General features: G+C 50.4%; 14 protein-coding genes. 10 read left to right on the top strand and 4 right to left on the bottom strand.

Going from position 1 to position 16,671, the window contains the following annotated elements:
* Positions 1–294 precede the first annotated feature (294 nt).
* Complete coding sequence (locus ACQY69_RS07050; protein ID WP_428259747.1) at positions 295–1,638, top strand: MFS transporter; 1,344 nt, start codon at positions 295–297, stop codon at positions 1,636–1,638.
* A gap of 7 nt (positions 1,639–1,645) precedes the next feature.
* On the opposite strand, the gene ACQY69_RS07055 is transcribed toward ACQY69_RS07050, so the two are convergent.
* Positions 1,646–2,350 (bottom strand): pseudouridine synthase, encoded by a 705-nt coding sequence (locus tag ACQY69_RS07055; protein WP_428259749.1) that lies wholly within the window; start codon positions 2,348–2,350, stop codon positions 1,646–1,648.
* A gap of 93 nt (positions 2,351–2,443) precedes the next feature.
* On the opposite strand from ACQY69_RS07055, the gene ACQY69_RS07060 reads away from it, so the two are divergent.
* Positions 2,444–3,637: an ATP-binding protein gene (locus tag ACQY69_RS07060; RefSeq protein ID WP_428259751.1), complete on the top strand. Its 1,194-nt coding sequence runs from the start codon at positions 2,444–2,446 to the stop codon at positions 3,635–3,637.
* 300 nt (positions 3,638–3,937) lie between these two features.
* Here ACQY69_RS07060 and ACQY69_RS07065 read toward each other — a convergent pair whose 3' ends face one another.
* Together ACQY69_RS07065 and ACQY69_RS07070 are read right to left on the bottom strand one after the other, a co-directional pair.
* Positions 3,938–4,213, bottom strand: a complete 276-nt coding sequence (locus tag ACQY69_RS07065; protein ID WP_428259753.1) for a metal-sensing transcriptional repressor — start codon at positions 4,211–4,213, stop codon at positions 3,938–3,940.
* A gap of 213 nt (positions 4,214–4,426) precedes the next feature.
* Entirely contained in the window at positions 4,427–5,875 is a 1,449-nt protein-coding gene (locus tag ACQY69_RS07070) for a CCA tRNA nucleotidyltransferase (RefSeq protein WP_428259755.1), read from the bottom strand.
* A 184-nt stretch (positions 5,876–6,059) separates the two neighbouring features.
* Between ACQY69_RS07070 and ACQY69_RS07075 the strand changes: the two genes are divergently transcribed.
* The 8 genes from ACQY69_RS07075 (at position 6,060) to ACQY69_RS07110 (ending at position 14,183) form a co-directional block, all read left to right on the top strand.
* The gene (locus tag ACQY69_RS07075) at positions 6,060–7,241 is read left to right on the top strand and encodes a M20 metallopeptidase family protein (RefSeq protein WP_428259757.1); all 1,182 of its coding nucleotides are present in this window, start codon (positions 6,060–6,062) and stop codon (positions 7,239–7,241) included.
* A 68-nt stretch (positions 7,242–7,309) separates the two neighbouring features.
* The gene (locus tag ACQY69_RS07080; protein ID WP_428259759.1) at positions 7,310–7,987 is read left to right on the top strand and encodes a response regulator transcription factor; all 678 of its coding nucleotides are present in this window, start codon (positions 7,310–7,312) and stop codon (positions 7,985–7,987) included.
* On the top strand, positions 7,984–8,985 hold the full coding sequence (locus ACQY69_RS07085) for a sensor histidine kinase (protein ID WP_428259761.1): 1,002 nt from the start codon (positions 7,984–7,986) through the stop codon (positions 8,983–8,985). Before ACQY69_RS07080 ends, ACQY69_RS07085 begins: the two co-directional genes overlap by 4 nt.
* A gap of 138 nt (positions 8,986–9,123) precedes the next feature.
* On the top strand, positions 9,124–9,894 hold the full coding sequence (locus ACQY69_RS07090) for an ABC transporter ATP-binding protein (protein ID WP_428259763.1): 771 nt from the start codon (positions 9,124–9,126) through the stop codon (positions 9,892–9,894).
* Positions 9,887–11,926: an FtsX-like permease family protein gene (locus tag ACQY69_RS07095; RefSeq protein WP_428259765.1), complete on the top strand. Its 2,040-nt coding sequence runs from the start codon at positions 9,887–9,889 to the stop codon at positions 11,924–11,926. Before ACQY69_RS07090 ends, ACQY69_RS07095 begins: the two co-directional genes overlap by 8 nt.
* A gap of 65 nt (positions 11,927–11,991) precedes the next feature.
* Positions 11,992–12,993, top strand: a complete 1,002-nt coding sequence (locus tag ACQY69_RS07100; RefSeq protein WP_428259767.1) for a DUF5685 family protein — start codon at positions 11,992–11,994, stop codon at positions 12,991–12,993.
* 21 nt (positions 12,994–13,014) lie between these two features.
* Positions 13,015–13,590, top strand: coding sequence for a J domain-containing protein (locus tag ACQY69_RS07105; protein WP_428259769.1), 576 nt, complete (start codon positions 13,015–13,017; stop codon positions 13,588–13,590).
* Positions 13,591–13,634: 44 nt separating this feature from the next.
* Positions 13,635–14,183: a hypothetical protein gene (locus ACQY69_RS07110; protein WP_428259771.1), complete on the top strand. Its 549-nt coding sequence runs from the start codon at positions 13,635–13,637 to the stop codon at positions 14,181–14,183.
* Positions 14,184–14,228: 45 nt separating this feature from the next.
* Here the strand turns inward: ACQY69_RS07110 and ACQY69_RS07115 are convergent, their stop codons facing one another.
* Positions 14,229–16,670 (bottom strand): ABC transporter permease, encoded by a 2,442-nt coding sequence (locus ACQY69_RS07115; RefSeq protein ID WP_428259773.1) that lies wholly within the window; start codon positions 16,668–16,670, stop codon positions 14,229–14,231.
* Position 16,671 lies beyond the last annotated feature (1 nt).

A 16,671-nucleotide genomic window follows, 5' to 3' on the forward strand; every position in this document is an offset into this window, starting at 1 on the left:
CGCCGCACAGGTTTCTGCTATACATATATAACGATTATATAATAGCGATTCATCTCATAGAAATACTTTAGTTGCTAAATGTTATGTCTTTTGGGAATTTTCTTTCTTTTTGTCGTAAAACTCGTCTTAAGTAAGACCTTTTTACTTTACACAAAAATAATTTTGCAATAGAGTGTCATATGATATAATATGTTGATATAATATGTCTTAAAGCATTGAAAAAGAGCATTTCAGAAGCGATCGATACATGATGCCGCGCCGGGGCCGCGGCTTTCATCGGGAAAGGAAACGTGAATGGCAAAAACTACTTTTCGTGAAAAACTCGGATATGGCATCGCCTCCCTCGGTGATGCTATTTCATATGGTATCGTGGGAACGTTCCTGCTGTTCTTCCTCACGACAGTGGCCAAGATACCGCCGGCCGCAGCGGGGACCATTGTCGCCATAGGCTCCATATGGAACGCCGTCTTCAACCCTATCATGGGATATATCTCCGACAACGTATCCACCAGGTTCGGCAGACGCAGGCCTGTGATATTTTTCTTTTCCATATTTCTCAGCGTCATGTTGTTCGTACTCTTTACAGATATAAACATGAGCGCCTCCGTAAAACCTGTTTACTACGGTATCATGACAGTATTGTACTGGACCGGCTTCACCGGCTTTTTCATCCCCTACTCCGCCCTGGGAACGGACTACGCCTCCAGCTACGACGAACGGACATCCATACGATCCTTCGCGTCATTTTTTAACATGATAGGCAACTTGTTCTGCATGGTCATGCCTACCATACTGGTGGAATTTCTTGAAAAGCAGGGGCTTACCACGTCTCAGGCATGGTCTGCCACCGGCGGGCTTCTGGGTGCGCTGACGCTGATAACCATCATGGTAACAGTAGCGGTGTCCGGAAAACGAGACATGCCCCGTCTGAAAGAAGAGAACCATCAAAAGCCTCACTTCAGCCTGATACATATATTCAGGGAATACATATCTGTCGCTCGGCTCAAGCCGATGAAATACCTCATTGTCGCTAGTCTGTCTTCCCTCATCACATGCACTATGCTGATGTCCAATGTGATGTACTTTTTCACATTCAACATCCAACTGTCGGCAGTACAGATATCAGCCTGTCTCCTGGGCAGATCGTTGCTGGGGATCGCTTTTATCCCAATAGTCGGCAGGCTTTCGATAAAATTCGACAAACGTATAGCTCTCATCATCTGCTACACCGTCGGGATAGCCGGCATGATAATCATGAAACTCATAGGACTGCATGATCTGGCAGGCGCTGCGGTTTACATCATATTTCTCACCATCTGCACAGCTATCTACTGGCAGATGATGCCGGCCATATTTTACGATATGTGTGATTACGACAGAGCCGCCACCGGAAAGAAGCGAGAAGCAATGATATTATCCTTCCAGGGTCTGGTGGAAGCTATCGCCGTAGGCATCGGCGGTCAGATACTCGGCACGATCCTGCAGACGGCCGGATTCGACGGGGATGGAACGACACAGACATCCATGGCTATGACGTGGATAGAAAACTCAGCCACGATCCTTCCGATGATTTTCACTGCCATCGCGGCCATTGCCCTCTACAAATATCCGCTGACCAGAGAAAGTCATCAGTCATGAATCAGCGTCACAGGCTCTTGAGATACTCTATCTCTTCCCTGGTCAGCTTCCTGTAATGCCCCTCCTTCAGCCTCCCCAGCCGTATCTCTCCTATCTGAGTCCGCTTCAGCTCCCGCACTTTGTTCCCCACTGCGGCGAACATCTTCCTGACCTGACGGTTCTTCCCTTCCCTTATGCTGATTTCCACCACCGCGTACCGTGGCATCTGCTTCAACACCTTCACCCTTGCCGGCGACGTGACAAATCCTCCTATATCGACTCCACGGCGCAGCTTAGCTGCTCTGGCTCCGGAAAGCACTCCTTCCACCTTTGCCACATAGGTCTTGTACACCTCATGTTTCGGGTGTGTCAGAGTATATGTCAGCTGTCCGTCATTGGTCATGATAAGAAGCCCTGTAGTGTTATAATCCAGCCTGCCAACCGGAAACAGTCTTTCCGGTATGTCGGCGACAATGTCCGCCACCGTTTCCCGTTCCCGGTCATCGTCCATAGATGTTATGACTCCCGCCGGCTTGTTGACTGCCACGTACACTTTCCTGCGCCCCGCTTCGATGACGCTTCCATTGACCTCCACCACATCGCCTTCCGCCACATCGACGCCCAGTTCTTTTACAGTAAGCCCATTTATCTTCACGTTTCCATTGGAAATCAGCTCATCAGCCTTTCGCCTGCTGCATATGCCTGCATCAGCTATATATTTATTGATCCTCATTTCGTCCTCCGTGAGTATATCCATTTTCCGCAATATATAGTATAATGAATAGAAACAACCAAAACAACAGATTTATTTTTACAGGAGATCAACATGAGAAAAAGTTTTTACCGCCTCAAGGCGGAGATAGATTCCCTCGCGGTATTTTCAGATATAAAGACCGACCCGGTCATAGCCAGCCTGCGACAGCTGCTGGAGGCCATGGCTGACCGCGATACCGACCTTTCCATAAAACTATACAGCCAGTTCGTCTCTGAGCTTTATCAGACGACAGCCTGCCTGACAGACTATGTACGAGCTCTCGTCCTCCAGGACGACAATTTCTACGTGAAAGGAAAGGCTGCCAAAAAAGAAATGGCAAAGGAGATCGACACGGCTGTGGACAACGAGCTGTCCGTACTTGAAGAGATAGCAGGGCTCAAGTCGATGCATGTCCGCGAGACTATCGACTACGAAGGGTTCCTTCCCGACTGGACAAACCATCCTGCCGATATACATTATGATTTTATGGAAAAGCTGGGCAACATAACCAAAACAGGATACGGTGCATACGCCAGATACAATTTCTTCCGTCTCGAAGACGGTCGCCTGGTCCCTGTGGCCCATCCCGACTTCCAGCCTCTGAGCGAACTGTTCGGCTATGAACGTGAACGAGAGCTGATAATCAAAAACACTGCCGCCTTTGTGGAAGGAAAAGGCGCCAGCAATATGCTGCTCTATGGTGATGCCGGGACAGGCAAAAGCTCTACCATCAAAGCCGTCGCTGCCGATATGGCGCCTAAAGGCCTCCGTCTGGTCGAAGTAAAGAAGACCCAGCTTTATCAGATCCCGAAAATCATGGAGGAGCTGTCGTCGAACCCATTGAAATTCATACTGTTCATCGATGACCTGAGCTTCACGGGAAACGATGATAATTTCTCAGCTCTCAAGGCCACACTGGAGGGGAGCATATCGGGCTGCGGCGACAACGTGGTCATATTCGCCACCAGCAACAGACGTCATCTCGTAAAAGAGACCTTCGCAGACCGGATGGGGGATGAACTGCATCTCAACGATACCATGCAGGAGACCATGAGCCTCTCAGCCCGCTTCGGACTGACCATCACCTTCCAGAAACCGGATAAAGAAGAATATCTCAAAATCGTCAAATCTCTGGCCGAAGAATACGGCGTGAAAATGGACGAAGCCGAACTGTTCAGACGAGCTGAAGCTCACGCCATCAGAAAAAACGGCAGAAGCCCGAGAACTGCCAAACAGTTCGTCGAGCTTCTCAAAATCGGGATATGATGCTTTTTCGCTGCCGCGCCAGCGCGGCAGCAGTGATCACACTGGCAAAATGTCGCGACTTCGCTCAAAATCGCCTCCCACGATAAAATCTGCTGTTTTCCGATCCTTTTTTCGGCCGGAATATCGCAGCCCGGCACAAGACATGCTATTCACGATAATTTTTACCATATTTTGCCGAAATACTATCGTGAATTGGCCTTGCGAAATCATTTCGCGATATTCCTTGTTCTTTGCACTCAGAAAAATACCGTTTTTTATCGCCAACCCTGTCAAAAATACGGGTCTGCGATATTGCAGCCTTCACTGCATGTTGGCGAATCGCTCGACAGCCTTGGTGAAGTTCTCGATAGTCTTGTCAGCATCGCCATGTTCTATGCCGTCTCGGACGCAGTGCTTTATATGCCCCTCCAGCACCACCTGCCCCGCCTTGTGCAGGGCTGATTTGGCGGCGTTTATCTGAGCCAGCACATCCTCACAGGGGACATCCTCATCTATCATCCTGTCTATGGCCTGCACCTGTCCTATTATCTTCTTGAGTCTGCGATGCAGATTATCCGAATCCATACATTGTCTCATTTTTACGTTCACCTCCATACCATAAGGGGTATGCGTATATTATAATTTCGTGCCGCCGGACTGTCAAGGGAGGCACACCGATCGTCAGGCCTAACCGATCATCGCCCCTAAAGGATCCCGCCGTGACTGCTGTGAGTATCTTCGCCCCCCGACAAAAGACATCGCACCTCCGGATCAGTGAAGCCATCTGGGGTATTCTCCCTGCAGCGTATCTCAAACTCTCGCGGCTATTTTCTCCCGCGCCAGTTCCAGCAGCTTTTCCTTCTCGTTAGGAACGCCATCCTCCACCACTGCCTTCAGCAGTGACTCCAGTATCCGTCCCACTTCCGGGCCCTGCTTCACGCCCAGTGCCATCAGCGCTTTCCCATCTACAGCCAGATTCCTGAGAGAAAAACACTGTCCTTGGCATATTATTTCTTCCATCATGGACGATATACGACTGAACTTCGCTTTCAACGGCTCACCCATGTTTCCGGTGGCAAGATTGTCGGCTCTTTTTATTTCCAGTATCTCAAAGAGCACTTCCGGTGTGAATCGCCGCATCCACTTTTTTAGCAGGCGTTCGTCTTCCTCAAATATCAGATCGTGATATCTGACCAGGGTCACCACCCGCTCTGTCAGAGCCTTGTCAGCTCTGAATCTTTCCATGACTTCGGCCACCACCTCCGCGCCTTTTGACGCGTGACCATAGAAGTGCCCCCGGCCGTTGTCCTCTTCAGAATAAGTCAGAGGCTTTCCTACATCGTGGAAAAGAGCCGCCATCTTCATGTGGAGCCTGTTTTCCGGCACAGTCATGACGGTCTCCATGGCTCTCACGCAGTGTTCCAGCACATCGTATCTATGGTACTCGTTATGCTGCTGAAATCCCTTCATGGCCAGCAATTCCGGAAAGACCGTTCCCAGCACATCTATATATCCGCGTACGACGACGCCGGCATTTCCCCCTGTTACCAGCTTCTTGAACTCGCTGAATATCCGCTCTTCTGACAGCTTCAACAGCATCCTCCTGTTTCTGGAAAGAGCTTCCTCCGTTTTCCTCTCTATGGCGAATCCCAACACCGACGAAAACCGCAACGCCCGCATTATCCTCAGTCCGTCCTCCCGAAACCTCTCGTCCGGATCCCCGACGGCCTTCAATATCCGTGCCTCCAGATCGCGCCGTCCACCGAAAGGGTCGATAATATTCCCGTCTGCGTCCATAGCCATGGCATTGACGGTGAAATCACGCCGCTTCAGATCCTCCGTCAGCGATCTGGTGAACTCCACGCTGTCGGGATGCCTCCCGTCGGAATACCCGGTCTCGGTCCTGTAGGTGGTTATCTCCACAGGCAGACTATCGCCGCCAGCTCCTCCCGGCGGCATCACAACAGTAACAGTGCCGTGTTTTATGCCTGTATCTACTGTCCGCATGTCAGAAAAAACAGCCTTGATCTGCCGCGGAGACGCATCAGTAGTCACGTCTATATCAACCTTGCCTGCAGGCAGCTCCGTTTCGGAGCCGGATTTCCCGGCCAGCAAACTGTCCCTGACGCACCCGCCGACGAAATATGCCTCGTACCCGGCATCCTTCAGCCTTTGCAGCGCCTCCACGCCTCTTTCCATCCCGTGTTTTCCCCTGGCTTCCGTCATCTTCCGTGCCTCCGTATCGTCTTTGATGCTCATATTATACCACATTTGCAAGCCCAAGTTTGCCTTACCCGCCCGGCTATGGTATCATTGAAAAAATGAAGGAACATCTTCCCGGCCATGGACCGGCCTACAGCACGTCAGACCATGTCAGGCGGAAGAAAAGAAAAAAAGAGAGACTAGAAACAAACAGAAAGGCAAAAAACAAAAAGGCGAGACGATGATAATGAACGATTACGAAGAACTGCTGAAGCTACACAGGAGAAATCTGCATATGATACCTGAGCTGGATCGGGATCTGCCTGAAACCAAAAAATATCTCCTTTCGGTGCTGGAACAGCTGAACTGCAAGATGACCTTCCTCTGCGGCTCCGGCATCTGCGCGTACTTTGACAAAGGGCAAAAGGAAACATATGGATTCAGAGCCGACATGGACGGGCTTCCTGTACAGGAAGCCAATACCTGCGATTACCGTTCTATTCACGAAAACAGGATGCATGCCTGCGGCCACGACGGCCACATGGCTATGGTCCTGACCCTTGGTCAGTACGTGGACACGCTCGACGAGCTTGGCTGCAATGTACTGCTGATCTTTCAGCCTGCTGAGGAAACTCTTGGCGGGGCCAGGGAGATATGCGAAAGCGGCATCCTGAAACAATATAATGTCACCAGAATCTTCGGCATCCACATGTGGCCTTTCGCGGAAGCAGGGAGGATAGTCTCCAGGCCCGGAGCACTGATGCCAAAATCCGCCGAGATAAACATCGACATCTACGGCAAGGCGGCTCACGGCACCGCCCCATATGAAGGCCTGGACGCACTTTATATCGGAGCTGATTATCTGAAACGGGTCTACAAAAAACACGCCTCTATCACAGGCGCCGTTCCCAGATTCACAGACGGTATCGGCGATCTGCCCACAGCGCCGCAAAACAGGCCTGAGGACAAGACCATAATACACATAGGCAAAATGGTCAGTGGATACGCCAGAAATATCGTTTCCGACCACACTCATCTGCTGGGCACCGTCCGTGCTTTCAGCGAGGAGAACTTCAATATACTGATACGGCTGCTGAAAGAAACTCTGCAAGACGCGGCCAGAGAATATGGCTGTAGTACGGAATTTTCCAACAGTGACGGATACCCGCCCGTTATCAATGACGCCGCGCTGTACGATGAAGTAAAGCCGGTGCTTGGATCTCTTCCCGGTGGCTATGAAGAGCTTGCTGAACCACTGATGATATCCGAGGATTTTTCATTTTACGGCCTCTATGTACCAGCCGCATTCTTTCTGCTTGGAACAGGTACAGGTATCTCTCTTCACAGCGTCGACTTTGATTTTGACGAAAAAGTGCTTACAAGCGGATTAGAACTATACAAACGACTGCTGGCACAGGCATAAAAGCACATGTATGCCGTGACATCCGCTTACCACATGGCCCGAGCAAAGGAGAAACAAAGGAGAAACAAATGTACAGGATCTTCATCGTCGAGGACGACGACATCATATCGGATTCCATAGCAGACATGCTGAGAAGCTGGGGCTTTGAAGCTGTCATATGTCAGGACTTCAGAAGTGTCATGGAAGAATTCCTGCTGTGCGATCCCCATCTGATTCTGATGGACATCTCTCTGCCATTCTTCAACGGCTACCACTGGTGCAGCGAGATACGAAAGGTTTCCAAAGTCCCTATCATGTTCATTTCATCGGCCGGCGACAATATGAACATCGTCATGGCCATCAATATGGGCGCCGACGATTTCGTAGCCAAGCCCTTCGATATCGACATGCTGCTGGCAAAAATACAGGCTCTCCTGCGCAGGACTTACGATTTCGCCACACCTCAGCAGACAGGACTTTTCACCTGCGGCGATATCATGTTCAACAGCGGTGCCGGCACAGTCTCCTGTGGCGATAAAACACTGGAGCTTTCCAGAAATGAGAATAAGATACTGACGATCCTCATGGAAAACAGAGGGCAGGTAGTTGCCCGGGATGTGCTGATGAACAAGCTGTGGGAAACTGACTGCTTCGTGGATGAAAACACGCTGTCAGTCAACGTGGCCAGACTAAGAAAAGCATTGGCCGACATCGGTATCGAGGATCTGATAAAGACCAGGAAAGGCATGGGGTATATAATAGAATGAAAGACAGTTTTTTATGGAGATCAGCGGCCGCATACATGCGCAGCAAGGGCAGAGCCATAGCGATGATGTGTATCTTCGCCTTCATCTTCGCGATAATACTTTATCTTTACGAAGTCAGCGCCGACGCGATAATATATGCGTCCGTTCTTTGCACCGTTGTCGGCCTGATATATCTGCTGTTGGATTTCACCGGATTTTACAGAAAGCTAAAATCGCTGAAAAGCGCATCAGCCGACGTGACTGTATCGCTGGCATCGCTTCCGCTGGCAAAAAACGCCATAGAACAGGGCTACGAAGACCTGATCAAGAAACTGTACGGTGAGCTCAACAGGCTATATATGGAAAATAACGCGGCCAGGAACTACATACAGGATTACTATGCCATGTGGGTCCACCAGATAAAGGTCCCTATCTCGGCAATGAAGATGCTGCTTCAGGATCAGTCCAAGAGCTCTCCGCTCAACGTACAGCTGTTCAATATCGAACAGTACGTGGAGATGGCTCTTTCCTATGTCAGACTGGAATCCGACTATACCGATTACGTGATAAAGCAGTACGGCCTGGACGACATAGTCAGACAGGCAGTCAGAAAGTACGCGCCTCTTTTCATCGCCGGGAAGATATCGCTGGACATCGAAGATACCGGCTTCACCGTCAACACCGATGAGAAATGGCTCTGCTTCGTCATAGAGCAGATACTTTCCAACTCCCTCAAGTACACCAAGACCGGAAAGATCTCCATATTCAGCGAAGCCCCGGCCACACTGGTGATACGTGATACGGGCATCGGCATCGCGGCGGAAGACATCCCGCGGCTGACGGAAAAGGGCTTTACCGGCTATAACGGCAGACTGGGGAAAAAATCCACCGGTATCGGCCTGTACTTATGCAACGAGATACTCTCCCGTCTTCACCATTCCATGGAGATACGCTCGGAGGTGGGCGTCGGGACGACGGTTCTTCTCCATCTGGAAACCGAGGAGCTGACAGTCGAATAGCACAGGCTGGCGGCTGAATAACGCAACCTTACAAAAATGAAAGATTAGACGCGGCCATTGTAAGACAGATAGATGGCAGCGTCTTTTTTTCTCTGTTAATCTTATCATCAGAGAAAGACATTTAAGGAGGTATTGTCAATGACAGTTTTACTGGAAGTAAAAAGCCTGCAAAAGGTTTACACGACACGTTTCGGCGGCAACAGCGTCACGGCTCTTTCCAACGTGAACTTTTCCGTCGAGAAAGGGGAATACATCGCTATCATGGGAGAGTCAGGCTCCGGGAAGACGACGCTCCTCAACATCCTGGCGGCTATAGACAGGCCGACGAAGGGCCAGGTCCTCTTGAACGGAGAGGACATCACATCTATAAGCGAGAAGGAGATATCAGCATTCAGGCGGAACAACCTGGGGTTTGTGTTCCAGGATTTCAACCTGCTGGACACCTTCAACCTGAAAGACAACATTTTCCTGCCGCTGGTGCTGTCGGGGAAAAAGTACCAGGAGATGAACAAGCGTATCAAGCCGCTGGCAGCCAAGCTGGGTATCACCGATCTTCTGTACAAATATCCTTACGAGGTATCAGGCGGGCAGAAACAAAGAGCAGCCGTCGCCAGAGCGCTGATAACAAATCCCCAGCTTGTGCTGGCCGATGAACCGACAGGCGCTCTCGATTCACGCTCGGCTGACGATTTGCTGAAGCTGTTTGCGGACATCAACAGAGAAGGCCAGACTATCCTGATGGTGACTCACTCGGTAAAGGCTGCCAGCCATGCGAGCCGTATCCTCTTCATAAGCGACGGTGCGGTCTTCCATCAAATGTACAGAGGGAACGCCACATCGGAAGAGATGTTCCAGAAGATATCCGATACCCTGACGACTATGACAACGGGCGGTGGTATCCATGACTAGACTCTATCCAAGTATGGCCTTCACTAACATCAAAAACAGCCGCAGGACGTACATCCCTTACATGATATCCTGCATCATAACTACGGCCATCTACTACATCATCTGCTCCCTGGCGGGCAACGAAAATCTGGTGGACATGTGGGGCGGCAACATCATCCAGTCTTATATGGGCTTCGGACAGGTCATCGTCTCCATATTCGCCTTTATATTCCTGTTTTACATCAACAGCTTCCTGCTGAAGCGCAGGCGCAGCGAGTTCGGCCTGTACAACATACTGGGACTGGAAAAGCGCCACATAACGAAGATAATCCTGCTGGAGACTCTGTACACCTACGTCATCACCATGGCGCTGGGAGTACTGCTGGGGATACTTCTGGATAAGCTGATGTACCTGATACTGGCAAAAATGCTGGGTGGTGCGCTGCCTATCGGCTTCTACGTGTCGTGGAGCGGCATAATGAAGAGCCTGTCCCTTTTCGGAGTCATCTTCCTGCTGATACTGCTGAATTCAGTACGCCAGATATACAAGTCAAAGCCTGTGGAGCTCCTCAGAAGTGACAATATGGGAGAACGGGAACCTAAGGCCAAATGGATCTTTGCCGTGCTTGGTATCATCTGCCTCGGAACCGGCTATTACATCGCCGTTACGACAACCAACCCGGTGGCTGCCTTCGCCATGTTCTTCGTGGCGGTGATACTGGTCATCATCGGTACCTATCTGATCTTTACAGCGGGAAGTATCGCTCTTTTGAAGCTGTTGAGAAAGAACAAGGGGTATTACTATAAAACCAAACATTTCATCAGCGTCTCATCGATGATGTACAGAATGAAACGTAATGCCGTAGGGCTGGCCAACATCTGCATACTTTCCACTATGGTGCTGGTTATGGTATCGGCAGTCCTTTCCATAAACGTAGGTCTAAAGGATTCGCTGCAGCAGAGGTATCCCGAGGAATTCACCATGACGTCACTGGCGGACGACCCTCTCAATGACGATGTGACGGATATCCTTCTGAATTCCATGGAAAACAATGGCCTGGAGCCAAAAAACGAAGTCTACTACGATGACTTCTCCATCTCCGCCGTATATGAAGAAGACGAAGACCGCTTTGTCACCGATATCGACAGCTATGGCGGCCTGTCGGGCATCAGAGCCTACAGCAAGATACACACCCTTGTATTCGTGACTCTGGAAGATTACAACAGATGCATGGGAACCGATGAAAAGCTGGAAAGCGCCGGCGATGTCCTCGTCTACCCGAAGGATTCGCTCAAAACTGACAATATCGATATCTTCGGTATGGATCTCCACGTGACAGGCCGACTTAATGAATTTATGGCCAGCAGCAACGCGGCAGCCAACATCACCAACGGCTCCTACGTCATCGTAAAAGACGACAGCGTCATGGAGCAGCTGCTGGAGAAGAACCTTGAAGTCTATGGGAACAACGCATCCTTCATCAGCTTCAACTACATGGTGGATGTGGCAGGCGACGCTGAGGAAAATAATGACGCCATCGTAAATGCTTATGACGAAGCGAGACAACAGATAGACAGTCTGCATCAGCCGGAAGGATCATCCTTCGAAAATTTTACCGGCTCACTGTACTGCCGTACCGTCGAATCCGAGTCATTCGGCACCGATTTCACCGGTCTGTTCTTCGTCGGCATCTTCCTGGGAATGCTGTTCCTGATGGCCACTGTATTGATAATGTACTATAAGCAGCTTACAGAGGGATACGAGGATAAGAAGAGGTTCGAGATATTGCAAAATGTAGGCATGAGTCACCGGGAAGTGAAGAAATCCATCAACTCCCAGATTCTCATCATCTTCTTCCTGCCGCTGTTTACGGCGGGAGTACATGTAGCCTTCGACTTCCCGTTCATATTCAGGGTACTGAACCTGCTGGGACTGTTCAACCTGAAGCTGTTCGCCCTCTGCACCATCGGATGCTTCCTGGTATTCACAGTATTTTATATCGTCGTCTACATCCTGACGTCCAGGCTGTATTACAGGATAGTAAAAAAGTGATATTTTCAACAAATCTTCACCGTTCTCTATTTGAAATCAGCATCCTTTTATGGTAGTCTGTCACTATGCTGGGCTATGTGAAGATAGATAAGGGCGAGCTGAAGGTTCGTGAATACGAAGTATATACCGGATACTACTGCGGCATATGCAAATCCATAGGAAAGCGGTACGGCCAGCTGCCCCGGATGGCACTGAGCTACGATGCCGCTTTTCTCGCTGTCCTGCTGGCCTCGCTGGACGGTGGAAGCGATACGCCGTGCCAGGAGCATTGTATCGCTCATCCCTTCATGCAGAAGAAAACCATCATCAGGAACCGGGCCATAGATTATGCGGCGGACGTGATGCTGATACTTGCCTGGTACAAGCTGGCGGATGACGCCAGAGACGAAGGCAAGGCATATGCCAGGGCCACCATGATCCTGCTCCGGAGGGTGTTCAGGAAACTGAGGCGAAAATACCCTGCTCTGTGCGACGGTATGGAAAGCCGCCTGGCGGAGCTTTCAGAGCTGGAAGATGAAAAGTGCGCCAGTATCGACATGGCTGCGGAGGCTTTTTCCAAGATCATGGAACTGATATTCACCGAAGGCTTCGACACCGTATACCCTGAAGGGCTGCCGCCGGCAGGTAAAGACAGCGGCAACGCAGTGTGCAGCTCTGAGTCGGACAGCGCTGAGCCGGGCAATGCGGGTCCCGCCCATCTGGATTTTTTCACCATTCCCGACGACCCCCGCCAGCTTCTTTCCAGGATAGGCTACCACATGGGCAAATGGATCTACCTGATAGACGCGGCAGACGACATCGAGGAAAACATCCTGTCAGGAGCTTACAACCCGCTTCTCTTCCGTTTTTCCTACGATAAGGACGCGGAAACGACGGAGGAATTTCGCCGCAGGATAGAGCCGAATCTGAGATTCAACCTGTATCATTATCTGGCTGAGTTGAGCAACTATACAGATTCACTTGATATTAAGAAGAATAAAGGTATAATAGATAATGTGATTTACCTGGGCCTCAACAGAAAAACGGAGGAGATCATATCCAGGGTAGACAAGGATAAGCAAATTTGATTTCAAATAAAGGAGATTTATATGAACCCCTATGAAGTCCTGGGAGTGTCTGAGAACGCTTCCGAAGCGGAAATAAAGAAAGCATACAAGGAGCTGGTGAAAAAATATCATCCAGACAAGTATCAGAATAACCCCCTGTCGGATCTGGCGGAGGAAAAGCTGCAGGAAATAAACGAAGCCTACGACATGCTTATGAGAGGCAAAAGCGGCTCCGGCTCGAGAGGCGGCTATTCCGGCGGCTCCGGCGGCGCTACTCCCGATTACATGGCTGTAAGGCGTTACATAGATGCCGGCAATCTGGCGGCAGCCGAAAGCATCCTCAACGGTACACGGGACAGGAGCGCCGAATGGTTTTTCCTCTCCGGTATGCTGTCCTACAGGAAGGGCTGGTACGACGATGCAGTCAACAAACTGAAGACGGCCAACGATATGGATCCGGGCAACGTGGAATACAGCCAGGCTTATGGACGTATAGTTAATATGGGCGGCATGTATCAGAATCAGGCTTATGGCAGAGGATACGGCAGGAGCGACGACATGTGCTGCCAGGCGCTGCAGTGCTACATCTGTGCCGACTGCTGCTGTGACGCCATCTGATCGCCTTTACACTTTGACGCTGCCAGTTATGTGAGGATATAAAATTGAAGAAAGATAATCAAGCAAAAACCAAGACCCAGACCATCGCGCTGGGCGGCATATGCCTGGCTCTGACCGTCGTGTTCATATTTGCCGGTTCCATCGTTCCCGGCATCGAGCTGACCATGTTCGCCATCAGCTCCCTGTTCGTGGCTGTGATGATAATGGAATCAGGCGTCAGGGCCGGCGTCATACTGTACGCGGCAGCTTTGCTGCTGGGCTTCATTCTGGTACCAAACAAGCTGGCTATGATCCCTTACGCGTTTTTCTTCGGATACTACGGCATCCTCAAGTTTTTCATCGAAAAGCTGAAAAACGCTGTCCTCCAGGTGGTCATCAAGGCGGCCTTCTTCGCCGTCGTGATGTGTGTTGGACTGCTGGCCTTCAAGGAACTGTTGCTGGGGGCTATAAGCCTGCCGGACTATCCGACGGCCATACTCATCGTCGCCGGCATACTGATGATGCTGGTCTACGACTACATCTATACACTTCTGATAAACTTCTACCTCAAACGCATAAAGAACAGGGGCGCCGACAATATGAAATTAAGCTGAGTCCAGCAGGCTTCACGCCAGACTCAGCTTTTTTATTTGCTTTCGCTATTCGTTCCTTATCCTGTCTATCAGACTTTCCCGTCTCATCCGCTTTCCTATGGCCCACGTTACCAGCAGCTGACCGACTATCAGCACTGCCGCCAGCAGCAGCGATTCCCACAGAGGATAATGGTACTGAGTCACGCTCATGAATCCGGAATCCCTGCCCCAGAGGAAGATCAGGTATCCCAGCACATTGCCCAATGTCAGGGAGGCTACCAGCGTTCCCGCCGTGAAAACCATTCCTTCTCCCGCCAGCATCCTGGTCAGCTGTCTGTCGGAAAGGCCTATGGCCTGGAGCATCCCCAGCTCCTTCTTTCTTGTGATGATGCTTGTTATCATGGTATTTATCAGGTTCATGAACCCTATCACCGCTATCATCAGCAGGATGGCGTACATCGGATACTTTACCATGTTCACCGACATGGCGCCGATATCCATCTCCTCATCCCTGGAATAGAGGGAAAAACGCTCGTTTTCATCGACGATGTTCTGAAGAGCCGTCTTCGCCTCGTCATAGCTGTCGTCGTCGACGGAGACAAACAGATTGGTGATACTGTTGTTCTCCAGTCCCAGTCCTTCATATGTCTCCTCAGGTATCACGAAAGTCGCCACCCCGCCGTCAGAGACGCTGGCCTGTATGGTCACGCTGAGTGGTATCTGCCTGTCTCCGTCGTAAATGGTGAAATCTATCTCGTCGCCTACCTTGAGGCCATACTCATCCATGAAAGTGTCGCTGGTGAAGACCGTCCCGCTTTCATCTACCAGTTTATCATAATCCAGCTGTCCTCGTTTCACATCCTCTTCCCACTGCTCCACCTTATCTCTGCTTACATCCGAGATGATGATGCGGCCTTCAAAGAGCTCAGAAGGAAAATCCGTACTTGCGGGAACTTCGTGAACGCTCCTGACGTCCTCCACTCCGTCGATTTCCAGTATCTGTCTCAGCAGTTCATCGGTAAAAGGATTGTTCTTATTGATGTTCTCCAGATTGTTCTCCGGATATGTCTCGTCATTGACATCATAGTCCATCTCTATCTTGAAATCGCTTCCTTCAAGCTGTCTGTCGGCGATGTCATCAGCCCGCATACTGTTGAGTATTCCTGCCATGCTCATAAAGAGGACACAGCTTAAGCCCATGGTGACCATAGTGACGATGGTACGCTTCTTGTTCCTTAGCAGATTGGCCTTGGCCAGCCTGAACACATTGACGCTGATGTTGCCTGTCCTGAGCTTTTTGTTCTTGCTGCTCTCCTGATATCTTATCGCCTCTATCGGCGATATCTTTCCTGCCATTCTCATCGGTTTCAGCAGAGAAATATATACTGTCACCACCACCACAGCGATGACCAGGAGCAGCACCGGAAGAGAGAACATATGGATCTCTCCCATATCGAAAGACATGATGCTGATTTCCATGCCCTTTTCCATCACTATCGGCAGGAAAATATATGGTATCAGGAATCCCAGGATCAGTCCGATGGGGATAGATATGGCTGAAACGAACATACCCTCCCGCAGCAGCAGCTTCCTCACCTGTTTTTTCGACGCCCCCAGAGCCTTCAGTTTCCCTATCTCCTGCACGTCGGTTATGACGCCAACGTAGTATATGCTGTATATGACGATCCCTGAAAATATGGCTATCAGCAGCGCTACCGCCACCACCACTCTTATGGTATCGGTGCCCGGGTCGGTGGCTACCATCAGGTATTCCTTGTTGATATCGACATAGTTCTCGTTGGTACCTATATCCTTCGCCACGTCATTTATCCTCTGGCACATGGCGTCGTAATCAAGCTGTCCTTCTCCCATCACCCTTATGGTCGCGTTATATACCCTGTCGGCTGCAGGTATCATCTCATCTACCAGCGCCTCTGATATCTGCGCTCCATAGGCTATCCTGGAATCACTGATGTCCAGCTGGGATATGTCCCTGTCGGAGACAATGCCGCTGATGGTGAAATCCCGGGTCAGTATTTCCCCTTTTCCCTGAACTCTGAAAGAAATGCTGAAGGTATTTCCCACCTCCGGCTCCACATCCATCCTCTCGAAGAACGCCCTGCTTCCGACGATTTCATCTGCTTTTTCGGCCTCGTGCCCTTCCACCAGATTTCCGACTCCCTGCACGATACCGTCCTTTATCTCATCAGTATAAGTCAGATATCCATTCATCCTGTCATAATCTATGGTGGCAAAGATCTCATTGGTCTTCAGCGATTCAACGTCGGCATGGTTACTCAGCTTCTCCACCTGCTGGTGAGTCAGCCCTTTGACAGTGGCGTGAGCGTTGGTGGTGGCTGCCGCCTGTTGCTTGTTAAAATCCAGCAGCCCCACTGCCGACGTCCCCAATGCCATCAGGAGCATGGTAGTGAGAGTTATCGCGATGACCGTCAGCAGCGTACGGCTCTTGTTATATCTTATCCTCTTTCCGGCAAGTGACGTTATCATC

The sequence above is a fragment of the Gallibacter sp. Marseille-QA0791 genome (genome assembly GCF_965119705.1).
Classification (GTDB): Bacteria; Bacillota; Clostridia; order Peptostreptococcales; family Anaerovoracaceae; genus Lentihominibacter; species Lentihominibacter excrementipullorum.